At 72.3% G+C, this 15207-nt stretch carries 12 protein-coding genes; 8 read left to right on the top strand and 4 right to left on the bottom strand.

Going from position 1 to position 15207, the window contains the following annotated elements; all coding sequences use genetic code 11:
• Window positions 1-2 precede the first annotated feature (2 nt).
• From IFT73_RS00145 to IFT73_RS00135, 3 genes are all read right to left on the bottom strand, one after another.
• A complete protein-coding gene (locus tag IFT73_RS00145; RefSeq protein ID WP_192165592.1) occupies window positions 3-3152 on the bottom strand; it encodes a SpoIID/LytB domain-containing protein in 3150 nt (1049 codons plus the stop codon).
• Between the two features lie 172 nt (window positions 3153-3324).
• Window positions 3325-4695, bottom strand: coding sequence for an NAD(P)H-quinone dehydrogenase (locus IFT73_RS00140; RefSeq protein ID WP_192165590.1), 1371 nt, complete (start codon window positions 4693-4695; stop codon window positions 3325-3327).
• A gap of 92 nt (window positions 4696-4787) precedes the next feature.
• The gene (locus tag IFT73_RS00135; protein ID WP_192165588.1) at window positions 4788-5441 is read right to left on the bottom strand and encodes a heme oxygenase (biliverdin-producing); all 654 of its coding nucleotides are present in this window, start codon (window positions 5439-5441) and stop codon (window positions 4788-4790) included.
• Window positions 5442-5616: 175 nt separating this feature from the next.
• Here IFT73_RS00135 and IFT73_RS00130 point away from each other — a divergent pair, with 175 nt between their 5' ends.
• The 6 genes from IFT73_RS00130 to IFT73_RS00105 all read left to right on the top strand — a co-directional run bounded on the left by IFT73_RS00130 (window position 5617) and on the right by IFT73_RS00105 (window position 12870).
• The gene (locus IFT73_RS00130; RefSeq protein ID WP_371811113.1) at window positions 5617-6729 is read left to right on the top strand and encodes a hemin ABC transporter substrate-binding protein; all 1113 of its coding nucleotides are present in this window, start codon (window positions 5617-5619) and stop codon (window positions 6727-6729) included.
• Entirely contained in the window at window positions 6726-7826 is a 1101-nt protein-coding gene (locus IFT73_RS00125) for an iron ABC transporter permease (protein WP_192165586.1), read from the top strand. Before IFT73_RS00130 ends, IFT73_RS00125 begins: the two co-directional genes overlap by 4 nt.
• Window positions 7823-8623, top strand: coding sequence for a heme ABC transporter ATP-binding protein (locus IFT73_RS00120; RefSeq protein ID WP_192165583.1), 801 nt, complete (start codon window positions 7823-7825; stop codon window positions 8621-8623). The genes IFT73_RS00125 and IFT73_RS00120 overlap by 4 nt, the downstream gene beginning before the upstream one ends.
• On the top strand, window positions 8602-9699 hold the full coding sequence (locus IFT73_RS00115) for a hypothetical protein (protein WP_192165581.1): 1098 nt from the start codon (window positions 8602-8604) through the stop codon (window positions 9697-9699). The genes IFT73_RS00120 and IFT73_RS00115 overlap by 22 nt, the downstream gene beginning before the upstream one ends.
• Window positions 9689-10999 (top strand): hypothetical protein, encoded by a 1311-nt coding sequence (locus IFT73_RS00110; RefSeq protein ID WP_192165579.1) that lies wholly within the window; start codon window positions 9689-9691, stop codon window positions 10997-10999. The genes IFT73_RS00115 and IFT73_RS00110 overlap by 11 nt, the downstream gene beginning before the upstream one ends.
• A 128-nt stretch (window positions 11000-11127) precedes the next feature.
• Window positions 11128-12870 (top strand): Ig-like domain repeat protein, encoded by a 1743-nt coding sequence (locus IFT73_RS00105; protein WP_192165577.1) that lies wholly within the window; start codon window positions 11128-11130, stop codon window positions 12868-12870.
• Between the two features lie 176 nt (window positions 12871-13046).
• On the opposite strand, the gene IFT73_RS00100 is transcribed toward IFT73_RS00105, so the two are convergent.
• Window positions 13047-13610, bottom strand: a complete 564-nt coding sequence (locus tag IFT73_RS00100) for a TetR/AcrR family transcriptional regulator (protein WP_192165575.1) — start codon at window positions 13608-13610, stop codon at window positions 13047-13049.
• A gap of 18 nt (window positions 13611-13628) precedes the next feature.
• Here IFT73_RS00100 and IFT73_RS00095 point away from each other — a divergent pair, with 18 nt between their 5' ends.
• The gene (locus IFT73_RS00095; protein WP_192165573.1) at window positions 13629-14420 is read left to right on the top strand and encodes a purine-nucleoside phosphorylase; all 792 of its coding nucleotides are present in this window, start codon (window positions 13629-13631) and stop codon (window positions 14418-14420) included.
• Window positions 14420-15205: an NAD(P)-dependent oxidoreductase gene (locus IFT73_RS00090; RefSeq protein WP_192165571.1), complete on the top strand. Its 786-nt coding sequence runs from the start codon at window positions 14420-14422 to the stop codon at window positions 15203-15205. The genes IFT73_RS00095 and IFT73_RS00090 overlap by 1 nt, the downstream gene beginning before the upstream one ends.
• Window positions 15206-15207 lie beyond the last annotated feature (2 nt).

Below are 15207 nucleotides of genomic sequence, written 5' to 3'. Positions count from 1 at the left end.
ACCTAACTGCTGAAGCTGAACCAATTGGACTTGAGGCCGAACGCCCATCGGGCGTCGTTGCCGGAGATCGAGACGGAGCCGGCGGTCCCCGCGAGCGTCACGGCCGAGACACGTCCGCCCCACGACCCGCCGCCCGACCGCTTGGTGACGGTGAGCGAGCGCAGCGTGCCGATGCGGGGGTACGCCTTCTGGATCGTGCTGGCCGACACCGTGGTCGTCCAGTCGTGGTTGGCGTTGCCCGACCAGCCGTCGTACGGGTCGTCGCCCGCCACGAGGTACGGCTGTGAACCCACCGAGGTGCGCCCGCCCGAGGATGACGAGAACTGCGTCAACGCCGGCGCACCTTGGTAGGACACGTACTGACCGCTGGTGGCCCGGGCCGCGGCGTCGGTCGACGCGGTCTCGCGCGACGCCCCTCCGTACACCTGGCACGCGGTGGTGCTGCAGATGTCGTAGTAGCGGGACGGCGCGAGGCTGCGGACGCCGTACGTCCGGGCCGCGACGGCCTGCGCCTTGAGCGCCTCCGCCGCCCATCCGGCCGGCATCTCGGCGGCGATGACGCCGCGCACGTAGTGCTCGAGCGGCAGGACGTTGACGGTGTCGCGGGCCGTCGAGCCCTTCGCCGGCACGGCCGAGCGGATCGCACCGCGATAGCTCGTGACGGTGCCGCCGGGCAGCACCAGCGCGATGCGGGCCGGGCCCTCGAACTGGCCGTCGCCGGTCCAGCGGATGCCCTTGTAGGTGCGGAACGTGCTGCTGCCCGAGACGCGGTACTGCAGCGTCGACTGGGTCTTGCGCGACGAGACGCGCACGATGCGCCACGTCGTGACCTTGCGGCCGCCGACCGAGGTCGGCAGCGACCTCTTGAACGACGAGGCGAGCTTGCGGAACCGGAGCCCCGACGCCGCGCGGACGTCGACGGCGTCCGAGGTGTCCTGCGAGATCAGGACGCGGATCGAGCCGCCGCGGGCCCCCAGGGCGGTGCCCGGGTAGTACGTCGCGAGGATCCGGTCGTAGGTGACGCCCTGGCGGGCCGCGCCCTGGGCGCCGTACTGGCTCATGCCGATGCCGTGGCCGAATCCGTGACCCGACAGCGTGATGCGTCCCGACGCCGGCACCGTGACGGTGTTGGCCGAGCCCGACGAGGTCGACGACCTCGACATCGATGCGGCGTTCAGCACCGGCGTTCCCGACGACGTCGAGGTCGTCGAGATGCTCGCGGGCGACACCCCACCGGAGAGGTTGAAGCCCTTGAGCTTGGAGTAGGAGCCCTTCAGGCCGCCGTTGACGCCGCGCACCTTGGCGTACCAGTCGGTGTCCCTGGTCGGCTTGAGCCGCGACATCAGCGCCGTCGGTGACGTCACGCCGGTCATGCTCCGGTCGCACGTCTTCGTGGTCTTCGTGGCGACCAGGCAGACGTCGTACGACGTCGCCCGCGCGACCGCCGTCCACCGCAGGCGGGCCGACTTGCGGCCGGCCTTGACCGTGATCGACTTGACCGTCCCCGGCTTGGTCGTGGCCGGCGCCGGAGCCGGCGTGGCGGGTCCGCCGCCGGTGATGACCGCACCCGAGTGGGTGTAGGCCGTGGCGCGGCCCGTCGCGGCGACCGTCATGACGTATCCGCCCTCGAACGGCTGGCGCGTGCCGCCCGACACCGCGACGGCGTCGCCGGTCGGGTAGCCGAGCGCGCCGGTGCGGGAGCCGACCCGGTCGTACTCGGTGCGGGCGGCACCCGCGACGGTGAACGCACGGCCCGTGCCGCCCGCGCCCTTGGCGTAGATGTCGAGGTTCTTGGCCCGCAGGCGGCTGCCCGTCGACGTCTGCGCCTCGCCGATGAAGATCGGACCGGCCGCCGTGGCGCCCAGCGCGGTGTACCGCGACTTGACGGTGCTGGTGTAGCCCGCGAGGTAGGCCTCGACGCGGTCGCGCAGCCCGCCCGACTCCGACAGCCACGCGTACCCGTAGCGTCCGGGGCACGCGGTCTGCAGGACGTCGCGGTGCCCGGCGATCATGTTGAGCGTCTTGCCGCCCAGGCTGTAGGTGCCCTTGGCCTTGAGGTAGTTGGTGCCCATGCGCCAGCCGATGAGCTTGACCATGGCGTCCTTCAGCGCGGCCGTCGGCTTGACGAGGTCGTAGTTGCCCATCATCGAGACGCCCATGGTGTACGTGTTGACCGCGGCGTTGCCGGAGTGGGCGGCGCGGACGGCGCGGTCGATGCCGCCGCGACGTCCCTCGAAGATCTGGCCGTACTTGTCGACCAGGAAGTTGTAGCCGAGGTCGCACCACTTGCGCGACTTGACGTGATACGCCTGCGTGGCCCGCACGATCGAGGCCGACTGCGCCTTGGTGTACGAGTTGCTGCCCGCGGTGTGGTGGACGACGACGCCGCGGGTGCGGTCGCCGGCGGCCGGCGTGTCGCACGGCGTGCCCGCCGAGGCGCCCCACTGGGCGCGCGTGATGATCGTGGGCTGGCCGGTGTACGCCGGCGCGCCGTCGGACGTCGCGGCGACGCTGGTCGCGGCGGCGGTGCGGTACGAGGCGCCCGTGACCTCGGCACCGGTGCCCGTCTCGGCCTCCGCGGCGGCACCGGCCTGGGTCGCGTCGTCGGCGCCGGGGTCGATCGTCGCGATGTGCACCCCCTGGACCGCGCCGGCCTGGCTCGTGACGCGGGCCGCGACGCCGTCGGCGTCGCCGACCCACAGGGGCTCGGTGCCGGGCTGGCCGCCCTCGCCTTCCTGCACCTCCGGGTCGAGCGTCGTCCACGCCGACCACGTGCCCGACGTGCGCGTGCGCACCTCGACCGTCACGCCCGTGGCGGGGCCGCTGGTCCACGTCACGCCGACCATGCGGAAGTCGGACGTCGTCGTCTTGGGCAGCTCGGCCACGACCCTGCTGGTCGAGGGCGCGGCGGGATCGGGCTGCGTGGTCTCGGCGGGCTCGGCCTGCGGGACGGCCGTCGACGTGACGTCGACGACCGGCGCGGGCGCGTCGGTGGCGGTCGGTGACGACGCCGGCGGAGCCACGGCACCCGGAGCGTCACCCGTCACCTCGGTGCCGGCGGCCTGCGCCGAAGAGGGCGCGAGCATGCCCGCCGTGACCACGAGGGCGATCGAGAGGCCCGACAGACGCCGGGCTGCGCTCCAGGAAAGCATGGGGGAAGTCCATTCCTGTGACTGATGTGACGGATGTGACCAGAGTGGTCGCCGGACGATTATGCCCACAGTTTTTCCCGAAATGCGACCAGAAATCGGCGATCCGGAGAACTACAAGCGTGTCATTCCTGCGGTTGCAGGGGGGACCGTCCCAGGACCGTCCGACAACCTGTCAGCCGATGTGGTGCAGACGGCGTGCCGCCTCGGCGACCGAGCCCGACATCGACGGGTACACCGTGAACGCGTCGGCGACCTGGTCGACCGTCAGCGAGGCCGACACCGCGATCGACAGCGCGTGGATCAGCTCGCTGGCGCGGGGGCCCACGACGACGCCGCCGACCACGACGCCCATCCCCCGCCGGCAGAAGATCTTGACGAAGCCGTCGTGCACGCCCTGCATCTTGGCGCGCGCGTTGGAGGCCAGCGGCAGCATCGCGACGTCGATCTGCAGATCGCTCTCCTCGACCTGCTTCTGCGACATGCCGACCGTCGCGATCTCGGGCGACGTGAACACGTTGCTCGAGACCTTCGACAGGTCGAGCGGGTGCACCGCGTCGCCCAGCAGGTGCGACATCGCGATGCGTCCCTGCTGCGCCGCGACCGACGCCAGCATCAGGACGCCCGTGCAGTCACCCGCCGCGTAGATGCCCCGCACCGAGGTGCGCGAGACCCGGTCGACCGCGATGAAGCCCGCGTCGTCCAGGGCGACGCCGACCTCCTCGAGGCCGAGGCCCTGCGTGTTGGGGATCGAGCCGAGGGCGAGCAGGCAGTGCGAGCCCTCGACGGTGCGCCCGTCGGTCAGCGTCACGCGCACGCCGGCGTCGGTGCGGACGACCGACGCCATGCGCGAGTTGCCCATGACGGTCATGCCGCGGCGCGTGAACACGTCCTCGATCACGTTGGCGGCGTCGACGTCCTCGCCGGGCAGCACGCGGTCGCGGCTCGACACCAGGGTCACGGCGGCGCCGAGACCGTTGTAGGCGCTCGCGAACTCGGCCCCCGTCACGCCGGAGCCGACGACGATCATGTGCTCGGGCAGCTCCTGCAGGCCGTAGACCTGCTCCCACGTCAGGATGCGCTCGCCATCGGGCTGCGCGTCGGGGCTGACGCGGGGGTGGGCGCCGGTCGCGACGAGGATCGCATCGGTCTCGATGAGGTGCTCGCCGTCGGCGGTCTCGACCCGCACGGAGCCGGCGGTCTCGATCGTCGCGGTGCCGTCGATCATGACGACGTCGCTCGCGGCGAGCCGGTGCGCGACGTCGTCGGACTGGGCCTGGGCCAGGCGCAGGACGCGGGCGTCGACCGAGGCCAGGTCGGCGCGGATCGAGGCCGGCACCTTGACCCCCAGCTCGCCCGCGGTGCTGACGTCGGTGAGCAGGTCGGACGTCGCGATGAGCGTCTTGCTGGGCACGCAGTCGGTCAGGACCGTCGACCCGCCGATGCCGTCTCGCTCGACGAGCGTCACCTGCGCCCCGAGTCGTGAGGCGACCAGCGCCGCCTCGTATCCACCGGGTCCGCCGCCGACGATCGTCACATGAGCCACGCGGCGATTGTCGCAGCCCGCGAGGTGTCAGAGCCNGCGAGGGACGAGCCTCTGGAGCGGCGGAGCCGCGCGCCCCTCGTCGGCGAGGTGGGTCAGCGGGTGTAGCGGTCGAGGTGGGTCGTCATCTCGGCGAACAGGCCGCCGTTGAGGGCGAAGACCGCCTTGACCTCGTCGAGGACGCGCAACCGCTCGGCGTCGTCGAGCGGCAGGGCGTCGAGCCGGGCGCGGTAGGCGTCCTTGTAGAGCTTGGGCTTGGGCACGTGCTCGAACGAGTAGAAGGCCGTGCCCACTCCCCCGTCGAGCTCGAACTCGCGGCCGATGATGCGACCGATCGCCTGACCGCCGCTGAGGTCGCCGAGGTAGCGCGTGTAGTGGTGGGCCACGAACAGCCCGCCCCACGAGGCGGACTCGCGGATGCGCGCGACGTAGGCGTCGGTCGCGGGGCTGTCGACCGTGACGCGGCCCCAGTGGTCGAGGTCGGAGTCGATCGCCGCGAGCCGCTCGATCGACGGGTCGACGACGGCCGAGGCGACGGGGTCGTGGGCCAGCTCGGCGGCCGTCGTCTCGAGTGCCTCGTACACGCGTCGCAGCAGGCCCAGGAAGTGCGCGTAGCCCGCGCCGTTGATGCGTCCGGCCAGCAGCTCGGACATGAAGGTCGAGCCCTCGGCGGCGGTGTGCTCGGCCTGCGAGCCCGAGCGCAGGAGGGCCGAGAGGGACGTCTCGCGGGACGCGGCGACGAGGGTCATGGCGGTCTCCTGGCTACGGATGGCGGGTGTCCCCCCGATTATGACACACAGTCAGATTGATATGACAATGTGTCATGACGTATGTCACAGTATGGGTAGGCAACCCTTAGTGATGTTAGCCTACCCTTGCTCAGCCGGTCCGTGACCGGAACCGGAGCTCGATCGAAGGATTCCCGTGCGACGTCCCGTCCTCTCCGCCGCCCGCCGCCTCGCCGCGCTGACCCTCGCGACGGCGGTCGTCGCCGCGTGCGGCATGACCCCCGGCGGCACCGGGGGCGCCGAGGAGGGCTCGGACGTCGCGGCCGTCGACCTGTCCGCCGCGACGGTCCTCGACGACCCCAAGGCGTACGAGGGCGCCTCGCACGCCTCGCTGGCCGACACGACGATCACCCCGGTCGACTCGTCGCCGCGGCAGACCCTGCCCGTCACCGTGACCGACGCGCAGGGCACGAAGGTCACGATCCTCGACACGAGCCGCATCCTGGCCCTCGACATCTACGGGACGCTGTCGCAGACCGTCTTCGAGCTGGGCCTGGGAGACCGGGTGGTGGGTCGCGACGTCTCGACGCAGTTCGCCGAGGCGAGGAAGCTGCCGCTCGTCACGAGCAACGGTCACGACCTCACCGCCGAGTCGATCCTCGAGCTCGACCCGACCGTCATCCTCACCGACACCTCGCTCGGGCCGTGGGACGTCATCCTGCAGATGCGCGACTCCGGCATCCCCGTCGTGGTCACCGACTCCCAGCGCAGCCTCGACAACATCGGATCGCTGACGCAGGAGGTGGCCGACGCGCTCGGCGTCCCCGACGCGGGGGTCGAGCTCGGGCAGCGCATCGAGGCGGAGGCCGCCGCGACGCGGGCCGCCATCGCGAAGGTCGCGCCCACCGCCGTCCAGGACAAGCTGCGCATGGTGTTCCTGTACGTCCGCGGCCAGGCCGGCGTCTACTACATGTTCGGCGAGGGCTCGGGCGCCGACGGCCTGATCGACGCGCTCGGCGGCTACGACGTCGCCCGGGAGATCGGCTGGAACGGCATGAAGCCCGTCAACGACGAGGCCATCATCGCCGCCCAGCCCGATCTCGTCATCATGATGAGCAAGGGGCTGGAGTCGGTCGGCGGCGTCGACGGCCTGCTCGACCGGCTGCCCGCGATCGCCAACACCCCCGCGGGGCAGAAGCGCCGCATCGTCGACATGCAGGACACCCAGGTGCTGAGCTTCGGCCCCCGGACGGCCGAGGTGCTCAACTCGCTGGCCGTGTCGGTCTACGCCCCGGAGTCGGTGCGATGACGGCGACGCTGCCGGAGCGCGCGACGTCCGGGGTCGCCGAGGCGCCGGCGCTCCCCCGCCACCGCGGCGCACGTGCCACGGCGCTGTTCGTGGTGCTCGGCGTGGGGCTCGTGCTGCTGACGGTCTACGCGGCCGGCCGCGGGCAGCTCGCGATCCCCGCCCACGAGGTGTGGGGCTCGCTGATGCACCGCATCGGGCTCGACCGGGGCACCCTGCCCACCCACCCGCAGGGCGACAACACCCTCTGGCAGGTGCGGTTCCCGCGCATCGCGCTCGCGATCGTCGTCGGCGCCGCGCTCTCGACCGCCGGCGCCCTGATGCAGGGCATCTTCGGCAACCCGCTCGCCGAGCCCAGCGTCGTCGGCGTCTCGACCGGCGCCGCCTTCGCCGCGGCGATCGTGATCGTCTTCCAGATCCAGCTGATCGGCACGTGGACGACCGCGCTGTTCGCCTTCGTCGGCGGCCTGGTCACGACGCTGCTCGTCTACGCCCTGTCGCGTGCCGACGGACGCACCGAGGTCGTGACGCTCGTGCTGACGGGCATCGCCGTCAACGCCGTGTGCGCGTCCGGCCTGGCCCTCATGATCTTCCTCGGCGACACGCAGGAGCGCGAGCAGATCGTGTTCTGGCAGCTCGGCAGCCTCAACGGCAGCCGGTGGGAGCACGTCGGCGTCGTCACTCCCCTGGTCGTGGTCGGCCTGGTCGGCGCGATGCTGATGGCCTGCCGGCTCGACGTCCTCGCGCTCGGCGACCGCGCCGCACGACACGTCGGCATCGACGTCGAGCGGCTGCGCCTCGTCGCGATCGTGCTGGTGGCGCTGCTGACCGCCGCGGCGGTGTCGTTCGCGGGCATCATCGCGTTCGTCGGCCTCGTCGTGCCGCACCTGATCCGGATGCTCGTCGGCCCCGGCCACCGCGTCCTCGTGCCGGCCAGCGCGCTGGCCGGCGCCGTGCTGCTGCTCGCCGCCGACCTGATCGCCCGCACCGCCATGACCGGGGCCGACCTGCCGATCGGCATGCTCACGTCCCTGGTCGGCGGCCCGTTCTTCTTCTGGCTGCTGCGACGCACGCGCCGGACGGCGGGGGGCTGGGCATGAGCCTGCGCATCGCCGGGGTCTCCGCCCGGCTCGGCGGCCACCCGATCCTGCACGACGTCTCGCTCGAGATCGTCCCCGGCGAGCTCGTGGCCCTGGTCGGGCCCAACGGGGCCGGCAAGACGACGCTCCTGAGCGTCATGTCGGGCGACGTCGTCCCGTCCGCGGGTCGCGCCGAGCTCGACGGCGTCGAGCTGCACCGCTGGAAGGTCGCGGCCCTCGCCCGTCGTCGCGCGGTCCTGCCGCAGGAGCAGCGGCTCGCCTTCGGCTTCCGCGCCGTCGACGTCGTCCGCATGGGCCGCGCGCCATGGGCCCGGTTGCCGCAAGAAGACCTGGACGACGTCGTGGTGGCCGACTCCATGCAGCGCACCGACGTCCTGCAGCTGGCGGACCGCTCGTTCCCGACCCTGTCCGGTGGTGAGAAGGCGCGCACGTCGTTCGCCCGCGTGCTCGCCCAGCAGACGTCCGTCGTGCTGCTCGACGAGCCCACCGCGGCCCTCGACATCCGCCACCAGGAGCAGGTGCTGTCGGAGGCACGCCGGCTCGCGGCCGACGGCCACGCGGTCGTCGCGGTGCTGCACGACCTGACCGTCGCGGCCGCCCACGCCGATCGCGTGTGCGTGCTCGCCGACGGTCGCCTGCGCGCCGACGGCCGACCCCGCGACGTCCTGACCCCCGACGTCCTCGGCGAGGTCTACGGGCACCCCGTCGACGTCATCGACCACCGCGGACGCCTCGTCGTCCTGCCCCACCTGATCGCCCACTCCGAGGAGGCACCGTGCGTGTCCGCTCTCTCCTGACCGCGACGGCCCTGTGCACGGTCGCGCTGTCCGTCCCCGCGCCGGCCCAGGCCGCCGCACGGGTCACCGTCAGCAACGACCAGGGATCGGCCAAGGCCGACCCCACCTACGCGACGACCCTGAAGGTCAGCGGATCGGGCTTCCAGTCGATCAAGGGCGGGCACGGCGGCGTCTACGTCTTCTTCGGCACCGTGTCGGGCTCCTGGCAGCCCAGCAAGGGCGGTCAGGTCGGCACCGACTACCGCTACGTGCCCGACAGCGAGAGCAAGGACAACCAGGGCTACCAGCGCTTCGTGGCGTTCCCGGGCAGCGACACCGCCGGGGCCGCCAACGGCGGCACGATCGCCGCGAACGGACGCTGGTCGACGACCCTGACCGTGCCGGGCGCGACGTTCAAGACCGTCGACCGCACCGGCAAGAGCGTCGAGGTCGACTGCCTGAAGGTCACGTGCGGCGTCATCACGATCGGCGCGCACGGGGTCAAGAACGCCCGCAACGAGAGCTTCACCCCCGTGCAGTTCGCGTCGCTCGGCGCCTCGCGGGCACCTGCCGCCGCCCCCACGGAGGCGCCGGCTGCTGGGGCGGCGGCGCCGAGCGCGGGCGCCCCGACGGCCGCGGCCTCGCAGCCGACGGCTGCTCCGGGCAAGGCCGCCGACGCCACGGCCGTCGTCGACCCGAGCACCGCGGTCGTCGGACGGGTGCTGTCGTTCACCGGCAGCGGGTTCACCCCGGGCGAGCAGGTCGTCGCGACCCTCGACGACGGCCTGGCGGCTGTCGGCCCGCTGAGCGCCGGCCCGTCCGGCGAGATCGCCGGCGTCCTGCAGCTGCCGGCCGGCACGACGACCGGCACCCACGTCCTGAAGCTCACCGGGGCCGCCTCCGGCGCGACCCCCACCGTCAACTTCCCGATCGCGGCCGACCCCACCCCTGCCTCGGCCACGACCGACGACGCCGGTGGGCTGCCCGACTGGGTGCCCTTCGCGTTCGTCGGTCTCGCGGCCGTCGCGCTGCTCGGCGCCGTGACCTTCGCCGCCCTCCGGATCCGCAGGATGCGCAGGCCCGCCCATGCGATCTGAGATCCGCACCGCGCTGGCCGTCCTTGCGACCGCCGCCGTGCTGATGGGCTCGGCGACGATGGCGCTGGCCACCGACGCCGACCCGGACGAGCCCGATCCGACGGCCACCGCGACGACACCGACCGCCTCGCCGACGCCGTCGTCCGCCCCGACGCCGACGCCGTCGCCGACGACCGAGGTGCCGTCCACGACCCGCACGATCACCGACGCCCAGCTGCGCTGGGGCGTCAACGACGAGTCGAACAACCGGGCGTTCGCGCCCGGAACCTTCAACTTCCTCTCCGCCGGCAGGATCCCCGACCCGGGGCGCGGCGGCGTGATCGTGCCGCAGTCGAGCTGGAGCCAGCGGTCCGGTGACGTCTCCATCGAGAAGTTCGCGGCCGGCAGCTGGAGACCGGCCACGTGGGCCGGACTGCAGACGACGTCGTCCGGAGCCGTGATGTCCGGCACGAACGGCCCGTTCAGCAACCACGAGGTCGTCGTCTCCGGCGGCACGGGCACGGTCGATCCCGCGACGGGGGCGGCCTCGATCCGGTGGACCGGCTCCTTCACGGTCGTCTACTACTCGGGCTTCAGCTTCTTCTACGTGTCCGACCCACGGCTGACGGTCGTCGACGGCGTCGGCACCCTGACCGGGACCCTCAGCGGCTTCGGGTCGTCGATGGAGGACACGACGACCTGGAGGCCCGTGCCCGACGCGCCCGACGCCGTCCTGGCCGACCTCGGTCCCGTCGACCTGACGAAGGACCTCGGCTTCACCGTGCAGCCGGCCTACGCGGGGGTCGCCGTCGACGTGAAGGACCAGACCCCGCAGGCGCGCACCGGCGGCAGCTGGGGATCGTTCCCACAGTCATTCGTCGACTTCCAGCTGACGGCCGGCACCGGCTCCTACTGGTACTCCAGCGGCGGCTCGGCCGACGCCCACAAGGTCGCCAAGCCGGTGACCGTCAGCTACTCGTCGGGCGCACCCGTCGTCACCAGGCCCCCCAGCAGCAAGGGCGCCAAGACCTCGAAGGTCGAGAACGACGCACCTGAGGCACCGAGCAACGACGCCCTCGCCGCCCCGGGCCTCGCGACCACCCAGCCCGACCCGGCCGCCGTGGTCCCCGCTGCCGACGGCCTACCACTGGCCGGAACCACCACGACCCAGTTCCAGCCGGCATCGACGGTCCTCGGCGCCCGGTCATCGACCGAGGGCTCCGGCCGAGCCGGCCTCTGGGTGCTCGGTGGGGTGCTGCTCGCCGGGGCCCTGTTGATCGCCGTCAGCCCGTACGCCTACTCCGCCGTCCGGAAGGACTGAGCATGACGCCGTCCGCACCGCGGACCTCCGCGGCCTCGACCCGCCCGAGCGAGGGCAGCCTCCTCACCCCACACCACCCCCCTCCCCCGATCGCCGGCATCCTCCCGGCACCGTCCGAAAGGTAGAACATGTCCATCACCTCCCGAGCCCGCAGAGGGCTCGCGACGACCGTTGCAGCGGTGCTGGCCGCCGGCGGAGTCGTCGCCCTGGCCGCCACGCCCGCCCAGGCCGCCCCGGTCACGACCGTCGGCAGCAACCCCGTGCTCGACGCGACGTTCACCTGGGGCCTGAGCGACGAGCAGGGCGGCGGCGCCTTCTTCGGCGGGTGCAACTTCCTGTCCGCCGGCGCAGCCGGCAACACCGGCTCGAGCCGCCTCTGGACCGAGGCCGACGGCTTCTACAAGAACGTCGACGGCAACGTCACGATCCAGAAGCCCGACTCCACCGGCGCGCCTGTCGCACCCACGTGGTCGACCAAGTGCCAGACCGCCGCCGGAACTCCGGTCGTCGCGGCGAGTGCCGCCTCCAAGACCGGCAACCAGGTCAGGATCACGGCCGGCAAGGGCGCCGTCAGCGTCGCCGACAACACCGCCAACATCCAGTGGACCGGGTCCTTCACGTCGGTCTTCTACGGCGGTCTGACCTACTGGTCCGCGACCAACCCCAAGCTCGTGGTCAAGGCCGACGGCACGGGAACCGTCACCGCGACCGCCAGCGGCTACGGCACCGACATGCAGGACACCACGAAGTGGACGACGATCGCTCCGCGGACCATCACCCTCGCCACCCTCAAGAACGTCGACGTGACCAGCTCCGGTCTCGTCGTGGGTGGGTCCTCGAGCCCCGCGATCACGCCCGACTACCTCGGCGTCACGGTCCAGACCGGCACCGGGACCGCCCAGGCGACCTCCGGCGCGAGCTGGGGATCGTTCCCGCAGTCCTACATCGACTTCCAGCAGCTCACCGGACAGTCCTCGTACTGGTACTCGTCGGGCGGCGCCCGTGACGCGGCCAAGCCCGCGGCGCCGCTGACCGTCGGCCTGGCGGTCGCCGGGCCCGCGCCGACCGTCACCGTCTCGGAGTCCGCGATCGAGGCCGACGGCACGGCGACCGTCACCGTCTCGGGCCGGAACTTCGACCCCGCGCTCGCGACGGGCAGCCGTCCGCCGCTGGCCGGCAAGCCCTCCGGCGCCTACGTGGCGTTCGGCAAGTACGCCGACGTCTGGAAGCCGTCCGAGAGTGCCGCCGCATCGGCCCGCTCGAACCTCGGCAGCGCCACCAAGTGGGCCGTGCTCGCCGCCGACACCGCGACGATCGGCGGCCCGACCGCCGGTGCCATCGAGCTCGCCGCCGACGGCTCGTTCACGACCGAACTGAGCATCGACAAGGGTGAGCTGGACAAGACCGCGACGGCGACGACCCTGAAGAACTACGGCGTCTACACCTACCCCGGAGGCGGCGCGACCCAGCCCGCCTACGAGACCTACACGCCGCTGTCCTTCGGCTCCACCCAGCCGCCGGTCGTCGAGCAGCCCGTCGTGACGCCCCCGGCCGCCCAGCCGGCCGCACCGTCGAAGGTCTCCGTCAAGCGAGGCAGCACCTCCAAGCCGACGACCAGGAAGACCGGTCGGACGTCGATCACCGTCAAGGCCGCGAACGGCTCTGCCGTCACGGGCAAGGCCACCGTGACCTTCAAGAAGAAGGGTCAGAAGACCAAGACGAAGACCGTCACGATCAAGAACGGCAAGGCCGTCGTAACGATCCCCCGGCTCGCCAAGGGCACGTGGACCGTGTCGGTCAAGTACGCCGGAACGGCGAGCTTCGCCAGGACCGCCACCCTGAAGCGAGGCTCCTTCACCGTCACGAAGTAGTCACGCCGCACCACCGGCTCGGCCCGGTCACGGAACCTCGTGGCCGGGCCGAGCTGCGTCCGGTCCATCACGCGAGTGCTGCATTCCCGTCCCCGAGCGGTGCGGCGTGGTCCGACACGCCGTCCCGGAATGACCGGACCGCACCACTCGCGGATCCGGGCGGGGACGGCGCGGGGTCAGGGGGCGCCGAGGGCTCGCAGCACGAAGGTCTCGACGGCGGCCGGGGTGACGCGGCGGGTCGAGAGGCACGAGTGCACCAGGGCCATCGTCGACGTCACGTCGTCGACCGTGAACACGCCCGCCGCCACGCCGTCGTCGATGATGCCGCGCAGCACCGACTCGACCGCCACGACGTGCTCGCGGATCTCGGCGATCGACTCGCGCGACAGCATGCCGTAGAGCTCGGGGCCGAAGCCGAAGTGGAACTCGTCCGAGGAGTCGAGGTGCTCGAGGACGTAGATGCGCATCGCGTCGGCCGGGCCCTGCGCCCGCTCGAGGGCGGCGCCCAGCCGGGCGAGGTAGCGATCGGTCTCGGCGCTCGCGAAGCCCACGACGACGGCGTCCTTGTCGGCGAAGTGGTTGTAGATCGCGGTGCGGCCGATGCCGGCCTGCGCGGCCAGGTCGGCCATCGTCAGGGCGTCGAACGAGCGCTCGGCCAGCAGCGTCGTGAAGGCGTCGAAGACACGGCGACGGGTCTGCTCGCGGTGCTGCTCGAGCGAGCCACCAATGATCTTCGGCATTGTCGTAATGTACGGCAGGTGACCTCCACCGAACTCGCCCGACAGGCCGCCGACGCACTCCGTGAACGCACCGGTGGAGGTGACCACGACATCGCTCTCGTCATGGGGTCCGGCTGGCTCCCCGCCGCCGACGCGCTGGGCACGCCCGAGCACGAGGTGCCCCTCGCCGAGCTGCCCGGGTTCAGCGCCCCGGCCGTCCAGGGACACGGCGGCACGGTCCGCTCGGTGCGTCTGGGCGACAAGCGGCTGCTGATCTTCCTCGGGCGCACGCACTTCTACGAGGGCAAGGGCGTCGCCGCCGTCGTCCACGGCGTCCGCACGGCCGCCGCCGCGGGCGTCTCGACCCTCGTGCTGACCAACGGCTGCGGTGGCCTCAACCCCGACTGGGCCCCCGGCACCCCCGTGCTGATCAGCGACCACATCAACATGACGGCGACGTCGCCGCTCGAGGGCGCGCACTTCGTCGACCTCACCGACCTGTACTCCAGCCGCCTGCGCGCCCTGTGCCGCGAGGCCGACCCGAGCCTCGACGAGGGCGTGTACGTGCAGCTGCCCGGCCCGCACTACGAGACTCCCGCCGAGATCGGCATGATCCGCGCGATCGGCGGCGACCTGGTGGGCATGTCGACGACGCTCGAGGCCATCGCCGCCCGCGCCGCGGGGCTCGAGGTCCTCGGCATCTCGCTGGTCACCAACGCCGCGGCCGGCATGACCGGCGAGCCCCTCAACCACGAAGAGGTGCTCGAGGCCGGCAAGGCCGCGGCGACGCGCATGGGCGCACTCCTCGGCGACATCCTGCCGCGCATCTGATGAAGGTCCTGGTCACGGGGGCCGGCGGGTCGATCGGCCGCGCCCTCGGCCGCGGGCTGCCCGACCTCGGGCACGACCTGCGGGGCCTCGACCTGACGCCCGCCGCCGTCGCGGGCTACGAGCACGACTGGGTCGTCGGCGACTGCCTCGACGCCGCGACGGTCGACGCCGCCGTCCGGGGCGTCGACGCCGTCGTGCACCTGGCCGGCAACCCCGACGAGGACTCGCTGCCCGATGCGCTCGCCTCGCACGCGCACACCACGGCCCACCTGCTCGAGGCGATGGTGCGCCACGACGTCCGGCGCATCGCGTACGCCAGCAGCAACCACGCCGTCGGACGAACGCCGCACGACGCCCCCCTCACGACGTCCGTCCGCCCCCGCCCCGACACCTTCTACGGTGTCGCCAAGGTGGCCGGCGAGGCGCTGCTGAGCCTGTACGTCGACCGGTACGACATCGGGGCCGTGGCGATGCGCATCGGCACGTTCGCCGACGCTCCCGAGACCGTCCGCCAGCTCTCGACGTGGCTGTCGCCCGCCGACACCGTCCGCATGGTCGACGCGGCGATCACGCACCCCGATCCCGGGTACACCGTCGTCAACGGCATCAGCGCCAACACCCGGGGCTGGTGGGACCTCGAGCCCGGCCGCGCGATCGGCTTCGACCCGCAGGACGACGCCGAGCGCCACGCCGACTCGATCGTCGCCCGCCCCGAGGACGACGTGGAGGACGCCTTCGTCGGCGGACCGCACGTGACGTCCGCCTACGTCCGATCCGCCTTCTGAAG

Origin of the sequence: Aeromicrobium sp. CFBP 8757, assembly GCF_014841755.1 — a bacterium.
In the GTDB taxonomy this organism is placed as follows: Bacteria; Actinomycetota; Actinomycetes; order Propionibacteriales; family Nocardioidaceae; genus Aeromicrobium.
Note: the sequence above shows the minus strand (reverse complement) of the source record. Positions and strands in the feature narration are given on the sequence as shown.

Coding starts and splice junctions, on each gene's coding strand:
- IFT73_RS00145 (WP_192165592.1), bottom strand. CDS start 3,152: ATGCTTTCCTGGAGCGCAGCCCGGCGTCTGTCGGGCCTCTCGATCGCC.
- IFT73_RS00135 (WP_192165588.1), bottom strand. CDS start 5,441: ATGACCCTCGTCGCCGCGTCCCGCGAGACGTCCCTCTCGGCCCTCCTG.
- IFT73_RS00125 (WP_192165586.1), top strand. CDS start 6,726: ATGACGGCGACGCTGCCGGAGCGCGCGACGTCCGGGGTCGCCGAGGCG.
- IFT73_RS00120 (WP_192165583.1), top strand. CDS start 7,823: ATGAGCCTGCGCATCGCCGGGGTCTCCGCCCGGCTCGGCGGCCACCCG.
- IFT73_RS00110 (WP_192165579.1), top strand. CDS start 9,689: ATGCGATCTGAGATCCGCACCGCGCTGGCCGTCCTTGCGACCGCCGCC.
- IFT73_RS00105 (WP_192165577.1), top strand. CDS start 11,128: ATGTCCATCACCTCCCGAGCCCGCAGAGGGCTCGCGACGACCGTTGCA.
- IFT73_RS00100 (WP_192165575.1), bottom strand. CDS start 13,610: ATGCCGAAGATCATTGGTGGCTCGCTCGAGCAGCACCGCGAGCAGACC.
- IFT73_RS00090 (WP_192165571.1), top strand. CDS start 14,420: ATGAAGGTCCTGGTCACGGGGGCCGGCGGGTCGATCGGCCGCGCCCTC.